Consider the following 23,050-nt stretch of genomic DNA (forward strand, 5'->3'; position numbering starts at 1 on the left):
CGTTGCAGAATGGATTACAATAGAAGTGTGAAGAAAATGAGAAATTCTACGAAAATGTATTAAAAAGAAAGCGTAAACATGTTATGATATCAGTATCAGATGTCTGACATCTGACTTAGAAAAAACTAGAAATGTTTTTGAATCGTTTCAAGTAAACGAAATAGGTTAGAAAATGATTTAAAGAAGTACTGTTTGACAATGAGAATTCTTTTTGATAACAGTTTCACTTTATAGCGTTTTGAACATACTACAAGAAGTAGAACTGAACTTATAGGAGGGCGCAGTTATGAATAAATATAAACGTATATTCCTAGTCGTAATGGACTCTGTGGGAATCGGTGAAGCACCAGATGCTGAGCAATTTGGTGATTTAGGATCTGACACAATTGGTCACATTGCTGAACATATGAATGGGTTACAAATGCCTAACATGGTGAAATTAGGTCTTGGTAACATTCGAGAAATGAAAGGTATCTCTAAAGTAGAGAAACCACTTGGATATTACACAAAAATGCAAGAGAAATCTACTGGTAAAGATACAATGACAGGTCACTGGGAAATCATGGGCCTTTACATTGATACACCATTCCAAGTGTTCCCGGAAGGATTCCCGAAAGAATTACTTGATGAATTAGAAGAAAAAACAGGCCGTAAAATTATCGGTAATAAGCCAGCTTCTGGAACTGAGATTCTTGATGAACTTGGTCAAGAGCAAATGGAAACAGGCTCTTTAATCGTTTATACTTCTGCTGATAGCGTATTGCAAATTGCAGCACACGAAGAAGTAGTGCCACTTGATGAGTTATATAAAATCTGTAAAATTGCACGTGAATTAACATTAGATGAGAAATACATGGTAGGTCGTGTTATTGCTCGTCCATTCGTTGGTGAACCTGGAAACTTTACACGTACACCAAACCGTCATGACTATGCATTAAAACCATTCGGCCGTACAGTAATGAATGAATTAAAAGATAGTGACTACGATGTAATTGCTATCGGTAAAATCTCTGATATTTATGATGGTGAAGGGGTAACTGAATCACTTCGTACGAAGTCTAACATGGATGGAATGGATAAGCTTGTAGATACATTAAATATGGACTTTACAGGTCTTAGCTTCTTAAACTTAGTTGACTTTGATGCATTATTCGGCCATCGCCGTGATCCACAAGGATACGGAGAAGCTCTGCAAGAATATGATGCACGTCTTCCAGAAGTATTCGCAAAACTAAAAGAAGATGATCTATTATTAATTACAGCAGACCACGGTAATGATCCAATTCACCCTGGTACTGACCATACACGTGAATATGTACCATTATTGGCATATAGCCCAAGCATGAAAGAAGGCGGACAAGAATTACCACTTCGTCAAACATTTGCTGATATTGGTGCAACAGTAGCAGAAAACTTCGGTGTGAAAATGCCAGAATACGGAACAAGCTTCTTAAACGAGCTAAAGAAATAGGGGGATAAACAAATGAATCGTGAACTTATTACAAAATCAGCTTCATACTTAAAAGAGAAATTTCAAGAGACACCACAAGTAGGACTAATCCTTGGATCAGGACTAGGTGTATTAGCAGACGAAATTGAGAACGCAGTAACAGTACCTTACAGTGAAATCCCTGAATTCCCAGTATCAACTGTAGAAGGCCATGCAGGTCAACTAGTATTTGGTACACTTCAAGGTGTAACAGTAGTAGCAATGCAAGGACGTTTCCACTTCTATGAAGGATACGACATGCAAAAAGTAACATTCCCAGTTCGTGTTATGAAAGAACTAGGTGTAGAAACAGTAGTTGTAACAAACGCAGCTGGTGGTGTAAATACATCATTTGAGCCAGGCGATCTTATGTTAATTTCAGACCACATTAACTTCATGGGTACGAATCCATTAATCGGACCGAATGATTCTGAAATGGGCGTACGTTTCCCTGATATGTCTACATCATATACAGTAGAACTTCGCGAAATGGCGAAACAAGTTGCAGCAGACTTAAATATTAAAGTACAAGAAGGTGTATACGTAGGAATGACAGGTCCTGTATATGAAACACCTGCTGAAATTCGTATGCTTCGTACACTTGGCGGAGATGCAGTTGGTATGTCAACAGTACCTGAAGTAATTGTAGCGCGTCATGCTGGTATGAAAGTGTTAGGTATTTCTTGTATTTCAAATATGGCAGCTGGTATTTTAGATCAACCACTTCACCACGATGAAGTAATTGAAACGACAGAACGTGTTAAAGCTAACTTCTTAGCATTAGTAAAAGCAATCGTAAAACAAATGAAGGGGTGACTTCACAATGAGAATGGTGGACCTAATTGCAAAAAAACGTGACGGACATGCATTAACGACAGAAGAAATTAACTTTATTGTTGAAGGATATACGAATGGTGATATTCCTGATTATCAAGTAAGTTCACTTGCAATGGCAATTTTCTTCCAAGATATGAACGATCAGGAGCGTGCCGATTTAACGATGGCAATGGTAAATAGCGGTGATACAATCGACTTATCAGCTATTGAAGGTGTAAAAGTAGATAAGCATTCAACAGGTGGTGTTGGTGATACAACGACACTTGTATTAGGTCCATTAGTAGCCGCTTTAGATGTACCAGTAGCGAAAATGTCTGGACGCGGTTTAGGACATACTGGTGGTACAATTGATAAATTAGAAGCAGTTCCAGGATTCCATGTGGAAATTGAAAACGATGAATTCATGCGTCTTGTAAATGAAAACAAAATCGCTGTTATCGGTCAAAGTGGTAACTTAACACCTGCTGATAAAAAGCTATATGCACTTCGTGATGTGACAGCAACAGTAAACTCAATTCCGCTTATTGCAAGTTCGATTATGAGTAAAAAAATTGCTGCTGGTGCAGATGCAATTGTTCTTGATGTAAAAACTGGAGCAGGTGCATTTATGAAAACGGATGAAGATGCAAAACGTCTAGCAGAAGCAATGGTACGCATCGGTAATAACGTTGGTCGTAACACGATGGCAGTTATTTCTGATATGAGTCAACCACTCGGTGAAGCTATCGGTAACGCATTAGAAGTTCAAGAAGCAATTGATACATTACAAGGTAAAGGGCCGAAAGATTTAGAAGAGCTATGTTTAACACTTGGAAGTCAAATGGTGTACCTTGCTGGACAAGCTTCATCTTTAGAAGATGCACGTGAAAAGCTAATTGAAGTAATGAACAACGGAAAAGCGCTAGAATCATTTAAAACGTTCTTATCAGCGCAAGGCGGCGACGCATCTGTTGTTGATGACCCTTCTAAATTGCCACAAGCACAATTTAAAATTGAAGTGGAAGCGAAAGAAGACGGATATGTATCAGAAATCGTTGCAGACGAAATCGGAACAGCAGCAATGCTTTTAGGAGCAGGACGTGCAACGAAAGAGTCTGAAATTGATTTAGCAGTTGGTCTAATGCTGCGCAAAAAAGTAGGCGATAGCGTGAAGCAAGGTGAATCTCTCGTTACAATTTACGCAAACCGCGAAAATGTTGAAGATGTAAAAGCGAAAATTTATGAGAACATGAAGATCTCTAAAGAACACGTAGATGCACCAACTTTAGTACACGGTATCGTAACGAAGTAATAAAAAAAAGCTGAGGAGATTTCTCCTTGGCTTTTTTTACTATTTTTTGTTTATAATAATAATGGGTGAAATTATGATTAGAATTTGTGCAGTAACAAAAACAGATGAAGTATTATATGATGTTTCTCTAGAAGAAACAAAGAAAGACCATATTGTATGGTATTGGCTAGATTTATATAAGCCAACGAAAGAAGAGTATACATATATTCTGCAAGACCATTTTAAGTTCCATCCCCTTGCAATTGAAGACTGTATAGAATATGTACAGAGGCCAAAAGTTGATTTTTATGATGGATATAACTTTTTAGTACTTCATGCATTTGGGGAAGATGGACTAGAACCGCACGAAATCGATTTATTTATTAGTGATCGTTATATTGTTTCTTTCCACTTTTCTCATAACAATGCAATCGAAAGAGTATGGAAAACACTTGGAGAAAAGAAGCGTATTAAAAATAGTCCTTTACACGTAGCTCATACAATTATCGACCAAATTGTAGATGACTATTTTGCGCCTGTATATTACATTGAGGATCATTTAAATGCAATTGATGATAATTTAACGGGGGAGACAGCAGGAAGTGTATTAGAAGAGGTATTTGATATACGTACAGATTTATCAAAGCTAAGGCGTACAATTATTCCGATGCGTGATTTATTATATCGTATTTTAAATTCGACTCGTTTTTACGGTATAAGCGATCATGAAATTTACTTTAAAGATATACATGATCATTTGCTTAAACTAACAGAAATGATTGAGGCAAGCCGAGAGTTAACAGCAGATATTCGGGATAGTTATTTTTCATTAAACTCACATCATATGAATAACATTATGAAAACATTAACTGTATTCTCGACTATTTTCATGCCATTAACATTTATTGCGGGAGTATATGGAATGAACTTTACGCATATGCCAGAGCTTGGTGGACAATATAGTTATTTTATTTGTCTACTTATTATGGCACTAATTGGCGGCGGAATGATGGCCTGGTTTTATAAAAAAGGATGGTTTAAGTAAAAAAACACCGAGGATTTCCTCGGTGTTTTTTTTAACCAATAGCATGTAATACAAACATAGCTAAGAATAAGCATGTAATGATATACATAGATGGTGCGACTTCTTTACGCTTTCCAAGAGCAACTTTTAAGATAGGGTAAGCAATAAATCCGAACGCAATGCCATCAGCGATACTATATGTGAGCGGGATCATAACGATAATTAAGAATGCTGGAAATCCTTCTGAAAAGTCATTCAGAGGAATTTGTTGAATGCTTGTAATCATCAGACCGCCAATAATAATTAAGATTGGTGCAATGGCACTATCAGGAATTAATTTGACAAATGGAAGAGCAAACAGTGATGCAAAGAATAGCAACCCAGTAACGATAGACGTCAGACCTGTCTTACCACCTGCAGTAATACCTGCGGCACTTTCTACTGTTGAAACGGTAGGACTTGTGCCAAATAGACCACATGTCATTGCTGAAATTGCATTGGCTTGGTAAGCACGTGGGAATTTACGATCATCTTCTAATAAACCGTGCAGAAGTCCCATGTTCTCAAAGATAAGCACCATGCTTAAAGAGAATGTTGCAATCCAAAATGGTAAGGAAGAAAGTTTCCCAAATGACATAGCTCCAAACACATCACCGTAATTAGCGAATGAGAATGAACTACTTCCCACTTGACTCGTATCCACAAGACCAAATAGCCAGGCGATACCAGTTCCTATTGCAATCGTCCATAAAAAGTTTCCACGTACGTTACGAATAAATAATACAAGTGCAATGATAAGAGTAAGTAATGTCGCAAGAACGACAGGATTACTTAATTTCCCCATTGCCACAGCAGTATTTGGGTTCGAAACGACTAAACCACCTTTTTGCAATCCGATAAACGCTAAAAATAATCCGATGCCGACAGTAATCGCTTCCTTTAATGACTTTGGAATTGATACTGATAGCACGCGAGCGATTGGTGTAAAAGCGGCAATTGCAAAAATAATACCAGAGATAAAGACAGCAGCCAATGCTTCTTGCCAAGTTAGTCCAAGCGTATGCACAGCTGTGTACGTGAAGAATGCATTTACACCCATACCCGGGACAAGAATAGCAGGTGCATTTGCCCAAAATGCCATGAGTAGACATCCGACAAATGAACTAAAAACAGTTGCTAAAATTCCAGCTTCAAGAGGAATGCCAGCATCTGATAAGATTGACGCATTTACAATCATAATATATACGATTGTGAAAAATGACGTAACTCCAGCTAATACTTCTTGTTTTGGTGATGTTTCGTGTAAACCTAATTTAAATGTTCTTTCAAGTATTCCTTTCATGTTAAACCTTCTTTTTCATATCCCTCTCCCACCCGTGATATCTCTTATGTAAGAGCTCACCGTTCTTTATTATATCAGAACATCATGTTTTTACAACAAGTAAAATGATAACGTTTACTTGTAAAGAGAATTCGTTATAAATACGTAAAAATAGCCCGTATGGATGAAATGATTTCTAATTCACCCGATTGAATGGGAGGGGCTGCTTGCGCTTGTAAAGTAGCATAAGACGTAACCTCCCGTGGTAATTGGGCAGATTCTTCAACGAATGAGAGGGGAACAGGATTAATATTTAAATTATATGTACTCGCAATAGCACGAGCTTTTTCTACTGCTTGGTGCAGAGCTTGAATGAGAGCTTGCTCATAATATTTATTTGGATGAGATACTCGGAAACGTAAACCTTTTGCTACATTTGCGCCATTTGAAACGGCTATATCATATACTTCCCCAGCTTTTTGTACATTTAAAACGGTAATTTCATACAAATGCTCCACGCGGTATCCTTGTAGCAATGCTTTATCATTTACATATTCGTATTGAGGAGTAATTGTATAAGAAATCGTTTCTATATCTTTATCGGCAATACCAAGCTGTTTAAGTGCATCCAGCAATTGTTTGGATTGCACTGCATTTTCTTCTTGAGCCTGTTTTACATTTTTATCATCTGTTCGAATGCCAAGCGTTAATATAACAACATTCGGTTTTGCTTTGACAACGCCTTCGCCTTGTACAGTAATAGTAGCTTCTTTACCAGTATTAGCTGTGCGTACGTTGTGTAAATAAGGATTCATTCCACCCTGCATTTTCCATCACCATCCTTTTTATATGTATATGTGTGAACAAAAAAGAAATTTATATGAAAAAAGTTACATAAATGAGAATGTTGAGGAAAGAAAGCATGTACAACATAGGTATTTATAGATTATAATATGTGTAAATATGATAAAAAAGGGACGAGGCTATTGAACGAAAAAAGAGAAACACTGATTTTAGATTTATCTGCATCATTTCGAAAAATGATACGTTTATTACAAAATGATATTAATACACGTTTTGCAGAACATATGCCATATAATGAATTTTCTGTATTACGTGCGTTATTTTTAAAGAGTCCACAGATGGCTTCGCAAATTGCGAGTGAAGTAAACGTAACCTCCAGTCATATTACAGCTGTTACAGATCGTCTCGTACGAAAAGGATTAGTAGAAAGAAAACGTTCTAATTCAGATCGTCGAATCGTGTATTTAGAAATTACAGAGCACGGAAGAGAAGTAACTGAAAAACTTGAAGCTGTGCGTAAAGAATATTATAAAGAGAGATTTAAAGGTTGGAGCGACCAAGAAATAGAAATGGTCTTAGAACTATTTGGCCGCGTATTATAATAAATGAGGATAGGAAGCGAAAGCATTCCTATCCTTTTTCTTTTGAATAAAAATATTTTGAAACTCCGATACTTTAATTAAAAGATCGGAGGAAAGATTATGAAATATATTGCTGCACTTACCATTTTATTTGGTGGTTTTTTCTATTTTCAAACATTTACGTACGCAGATACGCCTATCCAAGTGGTACGAAAAGAAGTGAAGTACATTGAAACCGATAATACAGTCTTATATTCGAAATTATGGGTTCGTTCTATGCAAAACGCAGTATTATTCCACCATAGCGATAATATTCGTAATCAGGACACATTACGTAATGTAACAAGTTCATCGCTTGTTAAAGCGAAACAACTATCTTTTCAGAAAGCAGCACTCTATATACCGAGACTATCGCAATACGTATCAAAAATAGGAAAAGAAAATATTCAAGTGTACTACATTGCGATTCACTATAATGTGAAAAAAGAAAATGCATATCAATTAGATGGCATGAACTATTTTCTACAAGTATTTGTGAAAGAGCGTGGGGAATGGAAAATTGCTGAAAGTGTAGTTGCACCGACAGAGCAAATTGTGCAAAATGGTGATGGATTTGGGATGAAAGAAGAGATGGTGTATGGGGATAGGAGAGAGAATGTGAAATAACCTCTTTATTTAGATAGGGACATATATAATAAAAAGCATTGCTCTTGTGCAATGCCTTTTTATTTAGTTCATATAAGAGTTAAATAATTCATAACATCTTTCTTTTGTCAGCTTCTATTAATGCCATTGTTCCGTTTTTATAGTTTCACATCTATAATGCTTTTTGAAACATGTATTCATCACCTTAATGTATGTTTATTTCCCTCCAAAAGCAAACTTCAATTTTAATAGACGTGTAAAAATGAAGTAACTTATGATAGCGAATAGGAAAAATCCAACATAATAAGACAGAAGTGCATCTCGTCCACCTAATATTCTACCGCCAAGCAGTCCGAAGCATAGAACAGTGCAAATCATGAACCATTTTTGCAAGTTAGGAAACAATAGTATTTTTCCGTTTTGTTCGTTTGGTGTACGTGTGTATAGAAAGGTTGCCATTGATAAAAAGATAATGATGTAAGCAGATGGTGTTAATAGTGTCCAAGGAGAAGGTACAAAAGTATGCTCCATTGGATTGTCCTGTGGTACACTAGAAAGTTTATTGCCATAGTTATCAAATGTTTCTATCGGGTGGTAATCATAAGTAATAGAAAAAGATTCTAATGGTGAAATGATATCTATATGTTGCAAGTACTCATGAGTACGTTGCTCTATTTCTCCCATTGCATCTAAAGACCATTGTGTATGGGAATAAATGAATCCGGAAATTAACAATCCAAAACCGTATGGTAAAAATAATAGAATGATAGCTAAACTACTTTGAGAGAATATATGTCCAGTAATGGTTCCGATAAATAAGGTGAATGTATAAATAGCGATAAGTACAACCGTAGCATATAGAAAGTAACTATAGAACGGAGTAAAGATTTGATACTCATTGTGAAACGACATGTTCTTTATTCCGTACATGCTAAGCCAGCAAACAATTTGCACTGTAATAATATTCAAAACACCAAGCCACCATTTTGTTAAAAAAATATCTTTTCGTTTAAAAGGCATTGAGAAGAGAAAATCAGTTGATTGATTGTTACGTTCCCACCCAATTAAAAGACAAGCAAGTGCAATAAGAGTAACTCCTTGAAAGAGGACGGCACCATCAGATGCGTGAAAATAGTAGGAGTAGTAATATGCATAGTCATCAAACTTCATTTTTGATTGTTTTAGCTGCATTTGCGCTTCTTGATAATATTTATAAGGTAGTTGATATAAACTAATTAACCAAAATAATAGAATTATATATTTTCCTTGCTTCCATTGCCTTATCCATAAAGCTTTATGAAACATGCGAATCCTCCTCAAACGTTGTGATAAAAATATCTTCGAGCGACATGGCTAATTCTTCAATGAGCAGTGGCTGTTCTTTATGAAACTTTTCTAATGTAGCTGCCACATTTCCTTCGATTAAGATTGTATATACTTTTCCTGTTTGATTTAATATTTTAATATTGCTTAAGTTTTCTAGTTTTTGAGGTAGTGAACGTTCATAAGCAACTTGTATTTTAGCAAATCGTGATTTTGCATCGTCTAGTGATGTAATAGACGAGATAGTATGGCCTTTTAATATAATAATTGTATCTGCAATTTGTTCTACTTCATCTAAATGGTGAGTGGAGATGAAAATGGTAATCTCTTTTTCTGCAACTTCTCCAACGAGAAACTGTAAAATTTTCCTTTTCACGATAGGATCAAGTCCATTTGTCGGTTCATCTAAAATGATATATTCTGCCTTTGTAGAAACGGCTAAAATGATGGCGAGCAGTGCTTTCATGCCTTTTGAATAGCTACGAATTCGTTTGTTTGGTAAGTTAAAACGTTCTAACAGTTCATAGAAATGTGTTTCATCAAATGCGGTATAAACTTCTTTATAAAACTTTACGATTTCTTTTATCGTATAGCCGTTCAGTATATTAGTAGAATCAGGAACATATACGATTTTTTGTTTCGTTTCAGGATTTTTATGGATGTCGATATCCTCATATGTAACAGTTCCCTCGTCTGGGTCTAAAATACCGACCATCGTTCGCAATAAAGTTGTTTTTCCCGCGCCATTTCTTCCGAGTAATCCGATGATACTCCCTCTTTGCAATGTGAAAGAAACATCGTCTAAAATTGTTTGATTATCAATTGTTTTCTTCAAGCTTGTCACTTTCAACATCCGTATTCCCTCCAATCTCTTTATAGTATGAATCTATCCAATCATGAATTTTATCTTTCGTAATACCAAGATAAGAGGCTTCTAATAGTAATTGATGAAATTGCTTTTCAACCATAGCGATTTTCCTTTCGTCTAATGTTGGGGTAATCGATTGGGATACAAATGTTCCTTTTCCTCGTAACGTTTCAATAATTCCTTGTCGCTCTAACTCTTGATACGCTTTACTCACTGTATTTGGATTTATAACGAGTAAAGAAGCGAGTTCGCGTACAGAAGGAAGTTTATCACTTGGAGCCAACATGTTTTTCAATACGAGTTCTTTTATATTTTGAACAATTTGTTCCCATATCGGAGTGTTGCTTCTTGGGTCAAGTTGAATATGCAAGAGCAATGTCTCCTTCCTCATATGTATTAAGTGTACTACTGTGTGTAATACAATTAATACAATATAGGGGGCGAATGTATTTGTCAACTGAAAATGTTAGAAAAATTTGGTATTAAAAAAGGGTAAATTGGAAAAAATAGGTCTGATATAGAATGGAGGGTTAGTCATGAAGCGAGTTTTTGGAATACTTGTTTGTTTCATGTTATTGCTTTCTGGAACTTCAGTGAGTTTCGCACAATCTGAGAAAACGAAGCAGGAGAAAACAGAAGAAACAACACCGAAGTTAGCGGAACAAGCGTCGTCAGCAATCGTAATTGAGCAAGATACAGGTAAAGTTTTATTTGATAAAAACCCAAATGAAAAATTACCACCTGCTAGTATGACAAAGATTATGACAATGCTTTTAATTATGGAACAAGTTGAAAAAGGAAAACTAAAACTGACCGATAAAGTTAGAGCGAGCGAACATGCAGCTTCAATGGGTGGATCGCAAATCTTTTTAGAACCTGGGGAAGAGATGACTGTAAACGAGATGTTAAAGGGTATTGCAATTGCATCTGGAAATGACGCATCTGTTGCAGTAGCCGAGCATATCGCAGGTTCAGAAGAAGGATTTGTAAATATGATGAACAAAAAGGCGAAAGATCTAGGGCTGAAAAATACACATTTTCAAAACCCAACAGGTCTTCCGGCCAAAGACCATTATTCGACAGCAAATGATATGGCTATAATGGCGAGAGAATTGATGAAGTATCCACTTATTCGTAAATACACAGGTAAGTACGAAGATTATTTACGTGAAGATACGGATAAAAAGTTTTGGCTCGTTAATACGAATAAGCTAGTACGTTTTTATCCTGGCGTAGATGGAGTAAAAACAGGTTTTACGACAGAAGCGAAATATTGTTTAACAGCATCGGCTGAAAAAAATGGCATGCGTGTCATTTCAGTTGTCATGGGAGCACCAACATCAAAAGAACGGAACAACCAAGTGACGAAGCTTCTTGACTACGCATTTGGTCAATATATGACAAAGAAATTGTATACGCGCGGCGAAAAAATTAAGACAGTTCAAGTAGGGAAAGGGAAAAAAGAAAAAGTAGATTTAGTTGCATCAGATAATGTTTCTCTTCTTATGAAGAAGGGCGAGAATATGGACAAGGTAAAACAAGAAGTAATTGCTGAAAAGAAAGTAAAAGCACCGATTAAAAAAGGTGACGCGCTTGGTACACTTGTTATTAAAAAAGATAAAGATGTTTTATTAAAACAAACAATTGTAGCAAAAGAAGATGTTGCTGCAGCGAGCTGGTGGGAGTTATTTAAAAGAAGTTTTGGGATGTTTTCAACATCAAAATAGCGGCAAATATTTTGCCGCTTTTCTATTCGTATGTAAGTGAATAATGCTGAAAGGTTTCACTTTATGACGAAATAGTTCTTCTTTTGTCAGCAGGAAGGATTCTTATTTTGTATCACGAAAATCTTTATGTATGTGAATAAGTAAAGTTTGAGCATAAGGAGGAAATCGTGTGAGTCTTTCCATGCAATTAGAAGTAAAACGTGACGTCCTATGTGTGAGACTAGAGGGTGAATTAGATCATCATACGGCTGAAGAGTTGCGAACGAAAGTAACAGATATGATTGAGACACATGGTGTTCATCATATTGTTTTGAGCCTAGAGAACTTATCTTTTATGGATAGTTCTGGTCTAGGTGTTATATTAGGCCGATATAAACACGTAAAGGGATTAGGTGGAGAAATGGTTGTTTGTGCAATTTCACCGCCTGTTAAGCGTTTATTTGAAATGTCGGGCTTATTCAAAATCGTTCGCTTAGAAGAAAGTGAAGCGCACGCGCTCGCGACGTTGGGGGTGGCATAGATGAGAAATGAAATGAACCTTCAATTTTCAGCATTAAGTCAAAATGAATCGTTCGCTCGCGTTACAGTAGCGGCTTTCATTGCACAACTAGATCCAACGATGGAAGAATTAACGGAGATTAAAACAGTTGTGTCAGAAGCGGTTACAAATGCAATTATTCATGGATACGAAGGAAATGCAGAAGGTATTGTTTATATTTCTGTAATTTTGGAAGAAGCAATGGTGAAACTCACGATTCGAGATGAAGGGATTGGAATCTTTAACTTAGATGAAGCGAGACAACCCCTTTTTACAACTAAACCTGAATTAGAGCGTTCCGGAATGGGATTTACTATCATGGAAAATTTTATGGATGAAGTAGAAGTTATTTCAAACGAATCTTTCGGGACAACAATCCATTTGACAAAATACTTATCAAATAGTAACGCTCTATGCAATTAAGGAGAATAGCCTATGGACATAGAGGTCAAAAATGAGAAGAAGAAACCTCAGTTAAAGGACCACGAGCTAAAAGCGTTAATTCAAAAAAGTCAAGATGGAGATCAACAAGCGAGAGATACAATCGTTCAAAGTAATATGCGCCTCGTTTGGTCGGTTGTACAGCGGTTTCTTAATCGAGGATACGAACCAGACGACCTATTTCAAATTGGATGTATTGGGCTCTTGAAATCGGTAGATAAATTTGATTTATCTTTCGACGTGAAATTTTCAACATATGCAGTTCCAATGATTATTGGTGAAATACAACGTTTCTTACGTGATGATGGATCAGTGAAAGTTAGTAGGTCTTTAAAAGAAACAGGAAACAAAATTCGAAAGATGAGAGATGAGCTTTCGAAAGAATTCGGAAGGGCTCCAACGATTAATGAAGTGGCAGAGGCACTAGAACTAACGCCAGAGGAAGTTGTTCTAGCACAAGAAGCGAGCCGGGCCCCTTCGTCTATACATGAAACTGTATATGAAAACGATGGAGATCCAATCACTATTTTAGATCAAATTGCAGATCAATCTGAAACGAAATGGTTCGATAAAATTGCTTTAAAAGAAGCGATTAGAGAACTAGATGAACGAGAGCGCTTAATTGTATACTTGCGTTACTATAAAGATCAAACACAGTCAGAAGTAGCAGAGCGCATAGGCATTTCGCAAGTACAAGTTTCAAGACTTGAAAAGAAAATATTAAAACAGATGAAAGATCGAATAGACGAATAATTGTCTATTCGATTTTTTTATGCCGTTAATAGGAGAGAGATGTTAATTTTCGTAAAAATTAACAGAATTTATTTATAATTTAGTCAATTTAAAATATAATCCAAGTATGAACTTGTCATAAAGGGGGAAGGAAACATGGAAACGAGGCAACAATGGGGAACGAGAGCTGGATTTATTTTTGCAGCGGTCGGATCTGCCGTTGGATTAGGAAACATATGGCGTTTTCCTTATACAGCGTATGAAAATGGAGGAGGAGCATTCTTTTTACCGTACTTATTTGCATTATTAACGACTGGTATTTCATTGTTAGCGTTTGAGTTTGCCCTTGGTCATCGTCATCGTGGTTCAGCACCACTTACATTTTTCCGTATTAGCCCGCGTGCCGAATTTATTGGATGGTGGCAAATGTGCGTAACATTTATCGTTTCAACATATTATGCAGTGATTATTGCTTGGTCTATATCGTATACATACTTTGCAATTACTGGAGCATGGGGAAAAGACACGCAATCATTTTTATTTAAAGAGTACTTACATGTTGCAGATAAGCCAGGGCAATTTGGAGGACTTGTACCGGAAGTATTAATTCCATTAGCTCTCGTTTGGATTATTGTACTTGGCGTTGCATTTAAAGGAGTTAAAAAAGGAATAGAAGTTGTTAACCGTATATTTATTCCTTTATTAGTTGTTATGTTCCTTATTATCGTCGTTCGTGCAGTGACGATGGAAGGTGCTATGCAAGGACTAGATGCATTCTTTAAACCAGATTGGAGTCGTATTTTTGATGGGAAAGTATGGCTTGCTGCTTATGGTCAAATATTCTTTAGTTTATCTTTAGCATTTGGAATTATGATTACGTATTCTAGTTATTTACCGAAAAACTCGGATACAACAAATAATGCCTTTATTACTGGATTTGCAAACTCAGGATTTGAATTATTAGCAGGTATTGGGGTCTTTGCAGCTCTTGGATTTATGGCGAATAATATGGGAGTACCGGTTGATAAAGTAGCAAGTGCTGGCGTTGGGCTTGCGTTCGTAGTATTTCCGCAAATTATTAATGAATTGCCGATGTCACCGTTGTTTGGTGTATTATTTTTCTTATCGTTAACGGTTGCTGGAATCACATCACTTATTTCACTCGCGGAAGTATGTTTTGCCGCTGTATCTGAAAAATTCAGTTTAAGTCGGGAAAAAACCATTGGAATTATGGGAACCCTTCTCGTGTTAGTTTCTCTTGTATTTGCAACACGTGGTGGGCTTATGTTCTTAGATGTTGTCGACTATTTCGCTAATAATTTCGGATTAATTACAATTGCACTTGCGGAAGTAGTGACGATAGGGCTCATTTTACGTCGTTTACCAGTTTATCAAAATCATGCAAACTTTGTATCTGATATTAAATTAGGAACGTTTTGGAGAGTGAGTTTACTCGTTATTACTCCGCTTATGTTAGGGTATATGCTAATTGATGGTACAATCCAAAATATTAAAAAGAATTATGGAGATTATCCGACTGAGTTTGTTATAACGTATGGTTGGTCGATAGCAGCAGCCTTCCTTATCGTTGCGCTAATTATTAGTCTAAAGAAATGGAATGCACAAATACATTCGGATTCTGCCAAGCTTGAAAAAGAATGGAAAGATCGAGGTGTTTCATAATGAGTGGATCAGCAATTATGATGATGGTTATTGGAATAGTAGTCATTTGGGGAGGGCTTGCATTAAGTATTGCAAACTTATTTAAGAAAAAGGCATAAGTAAAAAACATCTGTACCGAAATGGTGCAGATGTTTTTTTATGAAAAAATTGTATTAGAAAAAAATTCAATAACCATACTACAACTACGAGGAAGAGTGAAGGGGTGAATGAAAGTTGGAACAAACGATTTATATTAAAATGCGCAATCGTTTAAAAGTTTCTCCTACTTATGAAGTAAAGCTGGGCGATGTTGCTCAACTTGCCGGAGATTCTTCCGTAGTTGAGTTGTTACAAAATGAGATAGTTTACAAAATAACAGCGCATGATAAGACGCATGTTGTAATTGATGTTATGAAAGTAATTGAGATTATTCAACAGAAAGCATCTCATCTACAAATTAATTTACTCGGTTCTGGACAAACTCTTGTTGAAATTATATACGAAAAAAAGAAGACACACCCAATTTTTTTCGGGCTTGTATGGCTGTTACTTTTCGTTGGAGCGGCCCTTGCGATCATTTATTTCCATGAAGATGTAAGTATGCAACAAGTACATCAACGGTTATATTACATGATTACTGGAGAATTTAATGCGCAACCACTTTTATTTCAAATTCCTTATTCTTTAGGTCTTGGCTTAGGGATGGTTTTATTCTTTAATCATGTATTTCAAAAGCGAATTAATGAAGAGCCGAGTCCGCTAGAAGTTGAGATGTTTCAATACCAACAGTCACTTGATCAGTATGTAATCGTTAATGAAAACAAGGATAATATGAAACAACTTACCGATGATTGAGTCTGGATTTGTTATTTTAATTGGTTTAGCTGGAGGGATTGCGGTAGGTAGCGGATATGTCGCATTTTTAGCTGTACTTGGTATAATCCCCCGTTTAGCCCAATTAACGAGAAGTGGAAAGCATATTCAATATTTTGAGTGGGCAGTTATTGCAGGTACTTTAACAGGGGCTTGGTGCAGTTTGAAAAACATTACATTTCAAACGTCGCAATATTGGCTCGTTATATTAGGGATATTTTGTGGCACGTTCATTGGAATGCTTGCTGCGGCATTAACAGAGGTGTTAAATGTTCTGCCTATTTTAGCGAAACGAGTAGGGGTAGAGGGGAAGATTATTGTTTTGCTCGTTGCTCTTGTACTTGGGAAAGTAATAGGATCGTTGTTTCACTGGATTTATTTCGTAAAGTAGGAGGCAGTATATAAATGACAAGTCAGAAATTGAAGGATGATTACATAAATAAAGTGAAGGAGTATCATCCAAAGCCAAACTATTTACTAAATTGTATCAAAGCATTTCTTGTAGGTGGACTCATTTGCACAGTTGGAGAAGTATTGATGAAATTTTATATACATTATTTTCACTTCAGTGAACAAGAGGCAGGAAACCCAACTGTTGCAACCCTTGTTTTATTATCCGCGATTTTAACAGGGTGTGGTGTATATGATAAAATCGGTCAATTTGCTGGAGCAGGATCAGCGGTACCGGTAACAGGATTTGCAAATTCTATGGCGAGCGCTGCCTTAGAACATAAGAGCGAAGGGGTTGTTCTAGGGATTGCTACAAATATGTTTAAACTGGCAGGAAGTGTGATTGTATTTGGGGTTGTTGGTGCATATATCATTGGGTTAATAAGGTATACCTTTAAAATTTTTATGTCTTAAAGGAGGGGCTAGTATGAGGTTGACCGGAAAACAAACGTGGGTATTTCAAAATGATATATATGTGAATGCAACGGGTACTGCTGTCGGTCCGAAAGAAGCTGAGGGCCCTCTTGGGAAAAAATTTGATATTTCATATGATGACTTGCATTGTGGAGAAGAAAATTGGGAGCTCGCCGAACGAAGATTAATGTCAGACTCAATTCAACAAGCAGTGCAAAAAGGGAATATAAAAACATCGCAAATTGATTTCTTTTTAGCGGGAGATTTATTAAATCAAACAGTGACAGCAAATTATGTTGCGCGTAAGTGGGGCATTCCTTTTTTAGGAATGTTTAGCGCTTGTGCAACGTCTATGGAGACTTTAGCAGTTGGCTCAGCTTTTATAGACGGTGGATTTGCAAATCGTGTCTTAGCTACAGTAAGCAGTCATAATGCAACGGCTGAAAGACAATTTCGCTATCCAACAGAGTACGGTGGGCAAAAACCAGGGACAGCAAATTCAACTGTGACTGGTGCAGGATCTATATTAATTAGCAATGAAAAAAGTGCAATTAAAATTACGTCAGCTACAATCGGAAAAGTGCAAGATTTAGGAATTACAAATCCTTTGGATATGGGGGCAGCGATGGCTCCAGCAGCAGCTCATACAATTCAACAACATTTTGAAGATTTAAGAAGAAGTGCCGATGATTATGATTTGATTGTTACGGGTGATTTATCAGCTGTTGGGACGCCGATTGCGAAACAACTTTTACTTGAGGAAGGTTATGATCTTGGGCATATATACAATGATTGTGGATTGATGATTTATGAATCAAGTCAAGAAGAAGTGTTTGCAGGTGGTAGTGGTTGCGCTTGTTCAGCAGTTGTTACGTATGGCCATTTATTACACGAGATGCAAAAAGGGAATTTACAACGAATTTTTGTCGTTGCGACTGGTGCATTATTAAGCCCGATGATGATGCAACAGAAGGAAACGATTCCAACAATTGCACATGGTGTCGTATTTGAGAGAGTTAAAGGAGAGTGAATTGTGGATTTTATATATGCATTTCTTGTAGGTGGAGCTATTTGTTTAATTGGGCAACTATTGTTAGATTTCGTAAAGTTAACACCAGCTCATTTAATGGCAACTTTTGTAGTCATCGGAGCAATTTTAGATGGATTTGGATTGTACGATAAACTAATAAAATTTGCAGGTGCTGGAGCGACAGTCCCTATTACAAGTTTTGGACATTCACTATTGCACGGAGCAATGCATGCAGCAGAAAAACATGGATATTTAGGAATTGGTATTGGCATGTTTAGTTTAACGTCTGCGGGCATTTCCGCAGCGATATTGTTTTCATTTTTTATAGCACTTATATGTAAACCGAAAGGATAAATCAAATGAGACGAAGGGTTGTTTTGGTCACAGATGGAGATGAATATGCAAAGCGGACAATTGAGCTTTTAACGAAGGAATTTGGGGGAAGGTGTATTTCAGCATCACAAAGTAATCCAACCAAATTGACAGGGAAAAAAGTTGTTGAGCTTATTATGCAAACGCCATATGACCCTGTATTTGTCATGTTTGATGACAGTGGATTTATTGGAGAAGGATCTGGTGAAAAGGCATTAAAATATGTGGCTACCCATAAACAAATTGATGTGCTCGGTATTTTAGCAGTAGCGTCTAATACGCATCATTGGGAATGGGCACGTGTAGATGTAAGTGTAGATCGGAACGGGAATTTAACCGAATACGGTGTTGATAAATTTGGACTTCCAGATGGTGAAATTGGCAGGATTAGCGGAGATACAATATATTGTTTAGACGATTTAAATGTTCCTGTCATTGTTGGAGTCGGTGACATTGGTAAGATGTGTGGAAATGATGAATGGGAGAGGGGATCACCTATTACGAAGAAAGCAATTCAATTAATTTTGGAAAGGAGTGGTTTTTATGACGAAGCCTAAAAAAGTGGATATCCCTATATCAACTTTCATAAGTGACAATGAAAATTATTTAAAGCAGACAGTTGGACTAGGCGTTACATACGATGTCGGCATTCGTAAATTTCAAATTTTGAATAAAGAAATTGGTGTGTTATTTGTAAACGGACTTTGTGATACAAATTATATTATCCCTATTTTAGAAGAAGCGGTGGATACAAATGAGATAAGGGATGTAGAAGAAGATACAGTGAAGCTTTTAGAGAATCGCTTAATCCATCAACAAGTAAGTAAAGTGAAAACGATGGATGAGGTAATGCTCCAAGTATTATCAGGACTGATCGTGATATTTGTGGAAGGTGAAACGGAAGCGTTCGCGATCGATGTTCGTAGTTATCCAGGGCGAACACCGACAGAACCGGATACCGAAAAGGTAGTACGAGGTGCGAGGGATGGATTTGTTGAAAATATCGTTGTAAATACAGCGTTAATTCGTAGGAGAATTCGAGATCCACGTCTTCGAAATGAAATGGTTCGAGTAGGAGATAGATCGCAAACGGATATTTGTATTACATACGTTCAAGATGTTGCAAATCCAGATTTAGTAAAGATTATAAAACAAGAATTAAATAACATCGATGTAGATGGAATTACGATGGCGGATAAAACAGTAGAAGAATTTGTTGTAAAGCAAAGCTATAACCCATTCCCACTTATTCGATATACAGAAAGGCCAGATGTAGCAGCAAATCATCTACTAGAAGGACATGTGTTAGTACTTGTTGACACATCGCCAAGTGCTATGATTACACCGACAACATATTTTCATCATTTACAGCACGCGGAAGAGTTTAGACAAAATCCAGCTGTCGGTACATTTTTACGCTGGGTGCGCTTTTTAGGTGTTATATTCTCGTTATTTTTATTACCATTTTGGTTAGTGTTTGTATTTGATCCAACTCTTTTGCCAGCAAATCTTGCTTTTATTGGACCGACTAAGATGACGCATTTACCAATTTTATTACAGGTGTTAATGGCAGAGGTCGGACTTGAGTTTTTAAGGATGGCAGCCATTCATACTCCAACGCCGTTATCGTCTGCAGCAGGGTTGATTTCCGCTATATTAATTGGTCAAATTGCAATTGATGTAGGTTTGTTTGTGCCAGAAGTAATTTTGTATGTAGCAGTTTCGATGGTTGGTGCATATGCAACACCGAGTTATGAACTAGGATTAGGGAATAAGGTTGGGAAATTGTTTGTTATTATTTTAACAGGTCTCTTCCATGAGATGGGATTTGTAATTGGTATGACGATATTAATTTTATTTTTAACGTCTATAAAAAGTTTACAAACACCTTATTTATGGCCGTTTTTACCATTTGATTGGGGCGCGTTAACAAAAATTTTACTCCGTCCAACGATGTCTAGTTTAAAAGTACGACCAAGTATTGTAAGACCTCAAAATGTAAAAAGACAAAAATAAACGGGATTATACACCCGTTTATTTTTTTTAGCAAAAATTTATTATTTTTTAACAAAAATCAAACATTTTTTGTGTACACTTAGAGTAGATATTGTGTATGAAAGGGGAAGAGGACATGATTAAATTATTTGTAAGTGATTTAGATGACACGCTCGTTTACGATGTGAATCATATGCAAAAAGAAGATGAACGTGCGCTGTGTTGGTTAGCTGAGAAAGGGACAAATATTTGTTTTGCCTCTGGCCGCTTTACACACAGAATTGATGAAGTTGTAAAAAGGTTTGCATTCCCATATTACACAACTGGCTTAAATGGAGCGACAATGTTACTTCCAGATGGAAATTTATTTCATGAATCGAGTTTTGAAAATGTGGTTGCCCAGGAAATATATCGATATATACATAAAAAAGGACTAGCGGATATTGTTTGTGCAAATGAGCAGCGATATACAAAAAGGAAGAATGAACATCACCATAATTTTGAAGCATATATGGGCGTGCATATCGCTGAAATTGAAGCGTTAGAAGAAGAGTTTGGTAAGACTGTACACCCTGCAAAATTGTTTGTTTTTGGAGAAGAAGAGAAAATTGTGACGTTAGATCAAGAGCTACGAGATACGTTTCAAGGCGAAGCGGAAGTTTTTATATCAGGTAAACGCTATGTTGATATTATGCCAAGAGGCGTGAGTAAGGGGAGTGCTCTAAAGCGACTAATGGATTATTTGCAAATTGAAGCAAATGAAGTTGCTTGTATTGGAGATTCTTTCAATGATATTTCTATGTTTGAAGTAACCCCGCATTCATTTACTCTTCATCATGCCCATCCATATGTAAAGGAGAAAGCAAATCATATAGTGCGTTCGGTTGAAGAGGCTGTTATGAAATTACCGTTACTTGTATAAAAAAGAAGCCCGTCATTGGCGGGCTTCTTTTTTACTTGAATAAAGATTTAACAAAATCAATGATACTTGAGAAGAAATCTTTCACTTTATCTAGAAAACTTTGCCCTTCTTCAGATCCTAAAAAGGCAGAAACATGTTCTTTTGCTTTGTTTAATTGACTACCAACTTGATTCCAATCGATATTAAGATTTTTCATTTTATCAAATAACGATACTAAGTTATCTAACTGTTCATCTGTTAATGTAATGCCGAGTTGATCAGCAATTTTTTTAATTAATGAACGTAAATCTTCTGTTGTTTTTGGCTGTTCTTTTGCAATTTCTTCTTTAATTTTTGCAACAAGTTGAACTGCTTTTTCTTCACCAATTTTATCACCAAGCTGGGCTGTTTGTACCATTTCTTCATTCGCTACTTTTTTAACTTCTTCAGGAATTTGTTTATTGGACGCAGTTTCGTATGCTTTCATTAATCCAGTTAAAGCTGCAGTTCCTGAAACTTTAAAAGGTGCAGTAATTTGAATTTCTGCATCTTTTACACCTGCTGTAATCAAAGCGTTAGTGTACATTGCATCTGTTACCCAGTTAATGTTCTTTGATCGTACAATAAGACCAGATCCTGGTTTTGTGTATGTAATCATAGAAGAAGAAATTGCTCTCGTACCAATTTGTGCTTTTGGAACAATGCCTTCTAGAAATTTATGTTCTTCCGCATTAGATACAGTGATAATTGTAGCATCTTTTGGTGCTTTCATTTCTTTTAACAGATCTTGTTTTTGTTGTTCGGATAAGTTCTCTCCTAATGTAACAATTGATTCTCCCTCGATGATGTCTGCAAATGAAGCTGTTGGCATCATAAATACCGTTACAGCTAATAGCAGAGCTAATAATTTCGTTTTCACGAAAAATCGCTCCCTTTCTCTTTCTAAAATTTTCGGGCAACAAAGTTATTATAGTATATATTTCTTATTTGTCACCTAGCTTTTTCCACATTTCAAAAAAGAAGTATCTAGATTGTCGGATTCTTTTTGTTTCTAGTCATGAATGTGGTAATATAGTGCTGAGATAATTGAAAGGAGACATATACGCATGAAAACTTTAGGATACATATTAATGGAAAACGGTGAAAAAATCGACTTGGAATTTTTCCCAGAAGAAGCACCGAAAACAGTAGAAAACTTTAAAAAATTAGCAGAGCAAGGATTTTATGATGGTGTGACATTCCACCGTGTTATTCCTGGCTTCGTAAGCCAAGGTGGAGACCCAACAGGTACAGGTGCAGGTGGCCCAGGTTACTCTATTCCATGTGAAACTGATGGAAACCCTCATAGACACCTTGTAGGATCACTTTCTATGGCTCACGCTGGCCGTAACACAGGCGGTAGCCAATTCTTTATCGTTCATGAGCCACAACCGCATTTAGATGGTGTTCATACTGTATTTGGTAAAGCAACAAGCGGTATTGAAACAGTATTAAAAATGCGTCAAGGCGATGTAATGAAAGAAGTTAAAGTTTGGGAAGAATAAGGTAAGGAAAAAGAGAGCTTTTGCTCTCTTTTTTATTTTTAATGAGATTGAGTACTTCTTCTACAGCTCATCATACAAGTAGTATTGTTGCTAAAATATATTGCTTGTGAGAACAAACCTTTAACCAATTACATAGAATACATTACATTATATGTTTCAATAAATATTTTTTGTTATATTAATTTTGCTAGAATTGTGCTGCTTTAGGG

At 36.4% G+C, this 23,050-nt stretch carries 27 protein-coding genes; 21 read left to right on the forward strand and 6 right to left on the reverse strand.

The genetic code is table 11. The features are described 5' to 3' along the window. Positions 1–286: 286 nt before the first annotated feature. The 4 genes from deoB (at position 287) to corA (ending at position 4,641) form a co-directional block, all read left to right on the forward strand. Entirely contained in the window at positions 287–1,471 is a 1,185-nt protein-coding gene (gene deoB / locus ABWK52_RS04275; RefSeq protein ID WP_001046079.1) for a phosphopentomutase, read from the forward strand. A gap of 12 nt (positions 1,472–1,483) precedes the next feature. After that, complete coding sequence (locus ABWK52_RS04280) at positions 1,484–2,305, forward strand: purine-nucleoside phosphorylase (RefSeq protein ID WP_001078446.1); 822 nt, start codon at positions 1,484–1,486, stop codon at positions 2,303–2,305. A 7-nt stretch (positions 2,306–2,312) separates the two neighbouring features. After that, a complete protein-coding gene (locus ABWK52_RS04285) occupies positions 2,313–3,617 on the forward strand; it encodes a pyrimidine-nucleoside phosphorylase (RefSeq protein WP_001243069.1) in 1,305 nt (434 codons plus the stop codon). A gap of 61 nt (positions 3,618–3,678) precedes the next feature. Beyond that, positions 3,679–4,641, forward strand: coding sequence for a magnesium/cobalt transporter CorA (gene corA, locus ABWK52_RS04290; protein ID WP_002005674.1), 963 nt, complete (start codon positions 3,679–3,681; stop codon positions 4,639–4,641). 31 nt (positions 4,642–4,672) lie between these two features. Here corA and ABWK52_RS04295 read toward each other — a convergent pair whose 3' ends face one another. Next, positions 4,673–5,962 (reverse strand): NCS2 family permease, encoded by a 1,290-nt coding sequence (locus ABWK52_RS04295; RefSeq protein WP_000676242.1) that lies wholly within the window; start codon positions 5,960–5,962, stop codon positions 4,673–4,675. A gap of 134 nt (positions 5,963–6,096) precedes the next feature. After that, complete coding sequence (locus tag ABWK52_RS04300) at positions 6,097–6,768, reverse strand: SIMPL domain-containing protein (RefSeq protein WP_098541570.1); 672 nt, start codon at positions 6,766–6,768, stop codon at positions 6,097–6,099. A gap of 159 nt (positions 6,769–6,927) precedes the next feature. Here ABWK52_RS04300 and ABWK52_RS04305 point away from each other — a divergent pair, with 159 nt between their 5' ends. Together ABWK52_RS04305 and ABWK52_RS04310 are read left to right on the forward strand one after the other, a co-directional pair. Next, positions 6,928–7,347 carry a MarR family winged helix-turn-helix transcriptional regulator gene (locus ABWK52_RS04305; protein ID WP_001003305.1) on the forward strand — a complete coding sequence of 140 codons (420 nt, stop codon included), beginning with the start codon at positions 6,928–6,930 and terminating at the stop codon, positions 7,345–7,347. A gap of 99 nt (positions 7,348–7,446) precedes the next feature. Next, positions 7,447–7,992 (forward strand): hypothetical protein, encoded by a 546-nt coding sequence (locus ABWK52_RS04310; RefSeq protein WP_000873785.1) that lies wholly within the window; start codon positions 7,447–7,449, stop codon positions 7,990–7,992. Positions 7,993–8,187: 195 nt separating this feature from the next. On the opposite strand, the gene ABWK52_RS04315 is transcribed toward ABWK52_RS04310, so the two are convergent. The 3 genes from ABWK52_RS04315 to ABWK52_RS04325 are packed head-to-tail and all read right to left on the reverse strand — an operon-like array spanning position 8,188 to position 10,532. Continuing rightward, entirely contained in the window at positions 8,188–9,276 is a 1,089-nt protein-coding gene (locus ABWK52_RS04315; RefSeq protein WP_000468501.1) for an ABC transporter permease subunit, read from the reverse strand. Further along, a complete protein-coding gene (locus ABWK52_RS04320; protein ID WP_097842602.1) occupies positions 9,266–10,147 on the reverse strand; it encodes an ABC transporter ATP-binding protein in 882 nt (293 codons plus the stop codon). Before ABWK52_RS04320 ends, ABWK52_RS04315 begins: the two co-directional genes overlap by 11 nt. After that, a complete protein-coding gene (locus ABWK52_RS04325; RefSeq protein ID WP_000548027.1) occupies positions 10,113–10,532 on the reverse strand; it encodes a GntR family transcriptional regulator in 420 nt (139 codons plus the stop codon). The genes ABWK52_RS04320 and ABWK52_RS04325 overlap by 35 nt, the downstream gene beginning before the upstream one ends. A 166-nt stretch (positions 10,533–10,698) precedes the next feature. Between ABWK52_RS04325 and dacF the strand changes: the two genes are divergently transcribed. From dacF to ABWK52_RS04395, 14 genes are all read left to right on the forward strand, one after another. Then, positions 10,699–11,889 carry a serine-type D-Ala-D-Ala carboxypeptidase DacF gene (gene dacF, locus ABWK52_RS04330; protein WP_000831998.1) on the forward strand — a complete coding sequence of 397 codons (1,191 nt, stop codon included), beginning with the start codon at positions 10,699–10,701 and terminating at the stop codon, positions 11,887–11,889. Between the two features lie 169 nt (positions 11,890–12,058). After that, the gene (spoIIAA, locus tag ABWK52_RS04335; RefSeq protein ID WP_000059135.1) at positions 12,059–12,409 is read left to right on the forward strand and encodes an anti-sigma F factor antagonist; all 351 of its coding nucleotides are present in this window, start codon (positions 12,059–12,061) and stop codon (positions 12,407–12,409) included. Then, positions 12,410–12,850 carry an anti-sigma F factor gene (gene spoIIAB, locus ABWK52_RS04340; protein ID WP_001243398.1) on the forward strand — a complete coding sequence of 147 codons (441 nt, stop codon included), beginning with the start codon at positions 12,410–12,412 and terminating at the stop codon, positions 12,848–12,850. A gap of 12 nt (positions 12,851–12,862) precedes the next feature. Next, positions 12,863–13,621 (forward strand): RNA polymerase sporulation sigma factor SigF, encoded by a 759-nt coding sequence (sigF, locus tag ABWK52_RS04345; RefSeq protein ID WP_000350729.1) that lies wholly within the window; start codon positions 12,863–12,865, stop codon positions 13,619–13,621. A 135-nt stretch (positions 13,622–13,756) separates the two neighbouring features. Further along, positions 13,757–15,283, forward strand: a complete 1,527-nt coding sequence (locus ABWK52_RS04350) for a sodium-dependent transporter (protein WP_000450087.1) — start codon at positions 13,757–13,759, stop codon at positions 15,281–15,283. Continuing rightward, positions 15,283–15,381, forward strand: coding sequence for a methionine/alanine import family NSS transporter small subunit (locus tag ABWK52_RS04355; protein WP_000016826.1), 99 nt, complete (start codon positions 15,283–15,285; stop codon positions 15,379–15,381). Before ABWK52_RS04350 ends, ABWK52_RS04355 begins: the two co-directional genes overlap by 1 nt. 115 nt (positions 15,382–15,496) lie before the next feature. Further along, positions 15,497–16,117 (forward strand): stage V sporulation protein AA, encoded by a 621-nt coding sequence (locus ABWK52_RS04360; protein WP_098541572.1) that lies wholly within the window; start codon positions 15,497–15,499, stop codon positions 16,115–16,117. Continuing rightward, positions 16,110–16,526 (forward strand): stage V sporulation protein SpoVAB, encoded by a 417-nt coding sequence (spoVAB, locus tag ABWK52_RS04365; protein ID WP_000572936.1) that lies wholly within the window; start codon positions 16,110–16,112, stop codon positions 16,524–16,526. The genes ABWK52_RS04360 and spoVAB overlap by 8 nt, the downstream gene beginning before the upstream one ends. Before the next feature lie 14 nt (positions 16,527–16,540). Next, positions 16,541–16,999, forward strand: coding sequence for a stage V sporulation protein AC (gene spoVAC / locus ABWK52_RS04370; protein ID WP_000203810.1), 459 nt, complete (start codon positions 16,541–16,543; stop codon positions 16,997–16,999). 13 nt (positions 17,000–17,012) lie between these two features. Next, a complete protein-coding gene (gene spoVAD, locus ABWK52_RS04375) occupies positions 17,013–18,029 on the forward strand; it encodes a stage V sporulation protein AD (RefSeq protein WP_001241163.1) in 1,017 nt (338 codons plus the stop codon). A 3-nt stretch (positions 18,030–18,032) separates the two neighbouring features. Beyond that, positions 18,033–18,383: a stage V sporulation protein AE gene (spoVAE, locus tag ABWK52_RS04380; protein ID WP_000345904.1), complete on the forward strand. Its 351-nt coding sequence runs from the start codon at positions 18,033–18,035 to the stop codon at positions 18,381–18,383. Positions 18,384–18,388: 5 nt separating this feature from the next. Then, positions 18,389–18,958, forward strand: coding sequence for a stage V sporulation protein AE (locus tag ABWK52_RS04385; RefSeq protein ID WP_001254415.1), 570 nt, complete (start codon positions 18,389–18,391; stop codon positions 18,956–18,958). Then, positions 18,945–20,417 carry a spore germination protein SpoVAF gene (gene spoVAF, locus ABWK52_RS04390; RefSeq protein WP_000165596.1) on the forward strand — a complete coding sequence of 491 codons (1,473 nt, stop codon included), beginning with the start codon at positions 18,945–18,947 and terminating at the stop codon, positions 20,415–20,417. Before ABWK52_RS04385 ends, spoVAF begins: the two co-directional genes overlap by 14 nt. Before the next feature lie 97 nt (positions 20,418–20,514). Next, positions 20,515–21,318: a Cof-type HAD-IIB family hydrolase gene (locus tag ABWK52_RS04395; protein ID WP_002062280.1), complete on the forward strand. Its 804-nt coding sequence runs from the start codon at positions 20,515–20,517 to the stop codon at positions 21,316–21,318. Positions 21,319–21,349: 31 nt separating this feature from the next. On the opposite strand, the gene ABWK52_RS04400 is transcribed toward ABWK52_RS04395, so the two are convergent. Further along, entirely contained in the window at positions 21,350–22,216 is an 867-nt protein-coding gene (locus ABWK52_RS04400; protein WP_000850515.1) for a DUF1002 domain-containing protein, read from the reverse strand. Positions 22,217–22,403: 187 nt separating this feature from the next. On the opposite strand from ABWK52_RS04400, the gene ABWK52_RS04405 reads away from it, so the two are divergent. Continuing rightward, complete coding sequence (locus ABWK52_RS04405; protein ID WP_000853782.1) at positions 22,404–22,841, forward strand: peptidylprolyl isomerase; 438 nt, start codon at positions 22,404–22,406, stop codon at positions 22,839–22,841. Positions 22,842–23,050: the final 209 nt, after the last annotated feature.

Source organism: Bacillus sp. AP50 (assembly GCF_040492675.1).
In the GTDB taxonomy this organism is placed as follows: domain Bacteria; phylum Bacillota; class Bacilli; order Bacillales; family Bacillaceae_G; genus Bacillus_A; species Bacillus_A cereus.

What these genes read in the sequence shown, in the direction of transcription:
- ABWK52_RS04310 (WP_000873785.1), top strand. Translation starts at nt 7,447, where the DNA reads ATGAAATATATTGCTGCACTTACCATTTTATTTGGTGGTTTTTTCTAT.
- ABWK52_RS04300 (WP_098541570.1), bottom strand. Translation starts at nt 6,768, where the DNA reads ATGCAGGGTGGAATGAATCCTTATTTACACAACGTACGCACAGCTAAT.
- ABWK52_RS04280 (WP_001078446.1), top strand. Translation starts at nt 1,484, where the DNA reads ATGAATCGTGAACTTATTACAAAATCAGCTTCATACTTAAAAGAGAAA.
- spoIIAB (WP_001243398.1), top strand. Translation starts at nt 12,410, where the DNA reads ATGAGAAATGAAATGAACCTTCAATTTTCAGCATTAAGTCAAAATGAA.
- ABWK52_RS04295 (WP_000676242.1), bottom strand. Translation starts at nt 5,962, where the DNA reads ATGAAAGGAATACTTGAAAGAACATTTAAATTAGGTTTACACGAAACA.
- ABWK52_RS04405 (WP_000853782.1), top strand. Translation starts at nt 22,404, where the DNA reads ATGAAAACTTTAGGATACATATTAATGGAAAACGGTGAAAAAATCGAC.
- spoVAB (WP_000572936.1), top strand. Translation starts at nt 16,110, where the DNA reads ATGATTGAGTCTGGATTTGTTATTTTAATTGGTTTAGCTGGAGGGATT.
- spoVAF (WP_000165596.1), top strand. Translation starts at nt 18,945, where the DNA reads ATGACGAAGCCTAAAAAAGTGGATATCCCTATATCAACTTTCATAAGT.
- spoVAD (WP_001241163.1), top strand. Translation starts at nt 17,013, where the DNA reads ATGAGGTTGACCGGAAAACAAACGTGGGTATTTCAAAATGATATATAT.
- ABWK52_RS04355 (WP_000016826.1), top strand. Translation starts at nt 15,283, where the DNA reads ATGAGTGGATCAGCAATTATGATGATGGTTATTGGAATAGTAGTCATT.
- deoB (WP_001046079.1), top strand. Translation starts at nt 287, where the DNA reads ATGAATAAATATAAACGTATATTCCTAGTCGTAATGGACTCTGTGGGA.
- ABWK52_RS04395 (WP_002062280.1), top strand. Translation starts at nt 20,515, where the DNA reads ATGAAAGGGGAAGAGGACATGATTAAATTATTTGTAAGTGATTTAGAT.
- corA (WP_002005674.1), top strand. Translation starts at nt 3,679, where the DNA reads ATGGGTGAAATTATGATTAGAATTTGTGCAGTAACAAAAACAGATGAA.
- dacF (WP_000831998.1), top strand. Translation starts at nt 10,699, where the DNA reads ATGAAGCGAGTTTTTGGAATACTTGTTTGTTTCATGTTATTGCTTTCT.
- sigF (WP_000350729.1), top strand. Translation starts at nt 12,863, where the DNA reads ATGGACATAGAGGTCAAAAATGAGAAGAAGAAACCTCAGTTAAAGGAC.
- ABWK52_RS04320 (WP_097842602.1), bottom strand. Translation starts at nt 10,147, where the DNA reads ATGTTGAAAGTGACAAGCTTGAAGAAAACAATTGATAATCAAACAATT.
- spoVAC (WP_000203810.1), top strand. Translation starts at nt 16,541, where the DNA reads ATGACAAGTCAGAAATTGAAGGATGATTACATAAATAAAGTGAAGGAG.
- ABWK52_RS04385 (WP_001254415.1), top strand. Translation starts at nt 18,389, where the DNA reads ATGAGACGAAGGGTTGTTTTGGTCACAGATGGAGATGAATATGCAAAG.
- ABWK52_RS04315 (WP_000468501.1), bottom strand. Translation starts at nt 9,276, where the DNA reads ATGTTTCATAAAGCTTTATGGATAAGGCAATGGAAGCAAGGAAAATAT.
- ABWK52_RS04350 (WP_000450087.1), top strand. Translation starts at nt 13,757, where the DNA reads ATGGAAACGAGGCAACAATGGGGAACGAGAGCTGGATTTATTTTTGCA.
- ABWK52_RS04285 (WP_001243069.1), top strand. Translation starts at nt 2,313, where the DNA reads ATGAGAATGGTGGACCTAATTGCAAAAAAACGTGACGGACATGCATTA.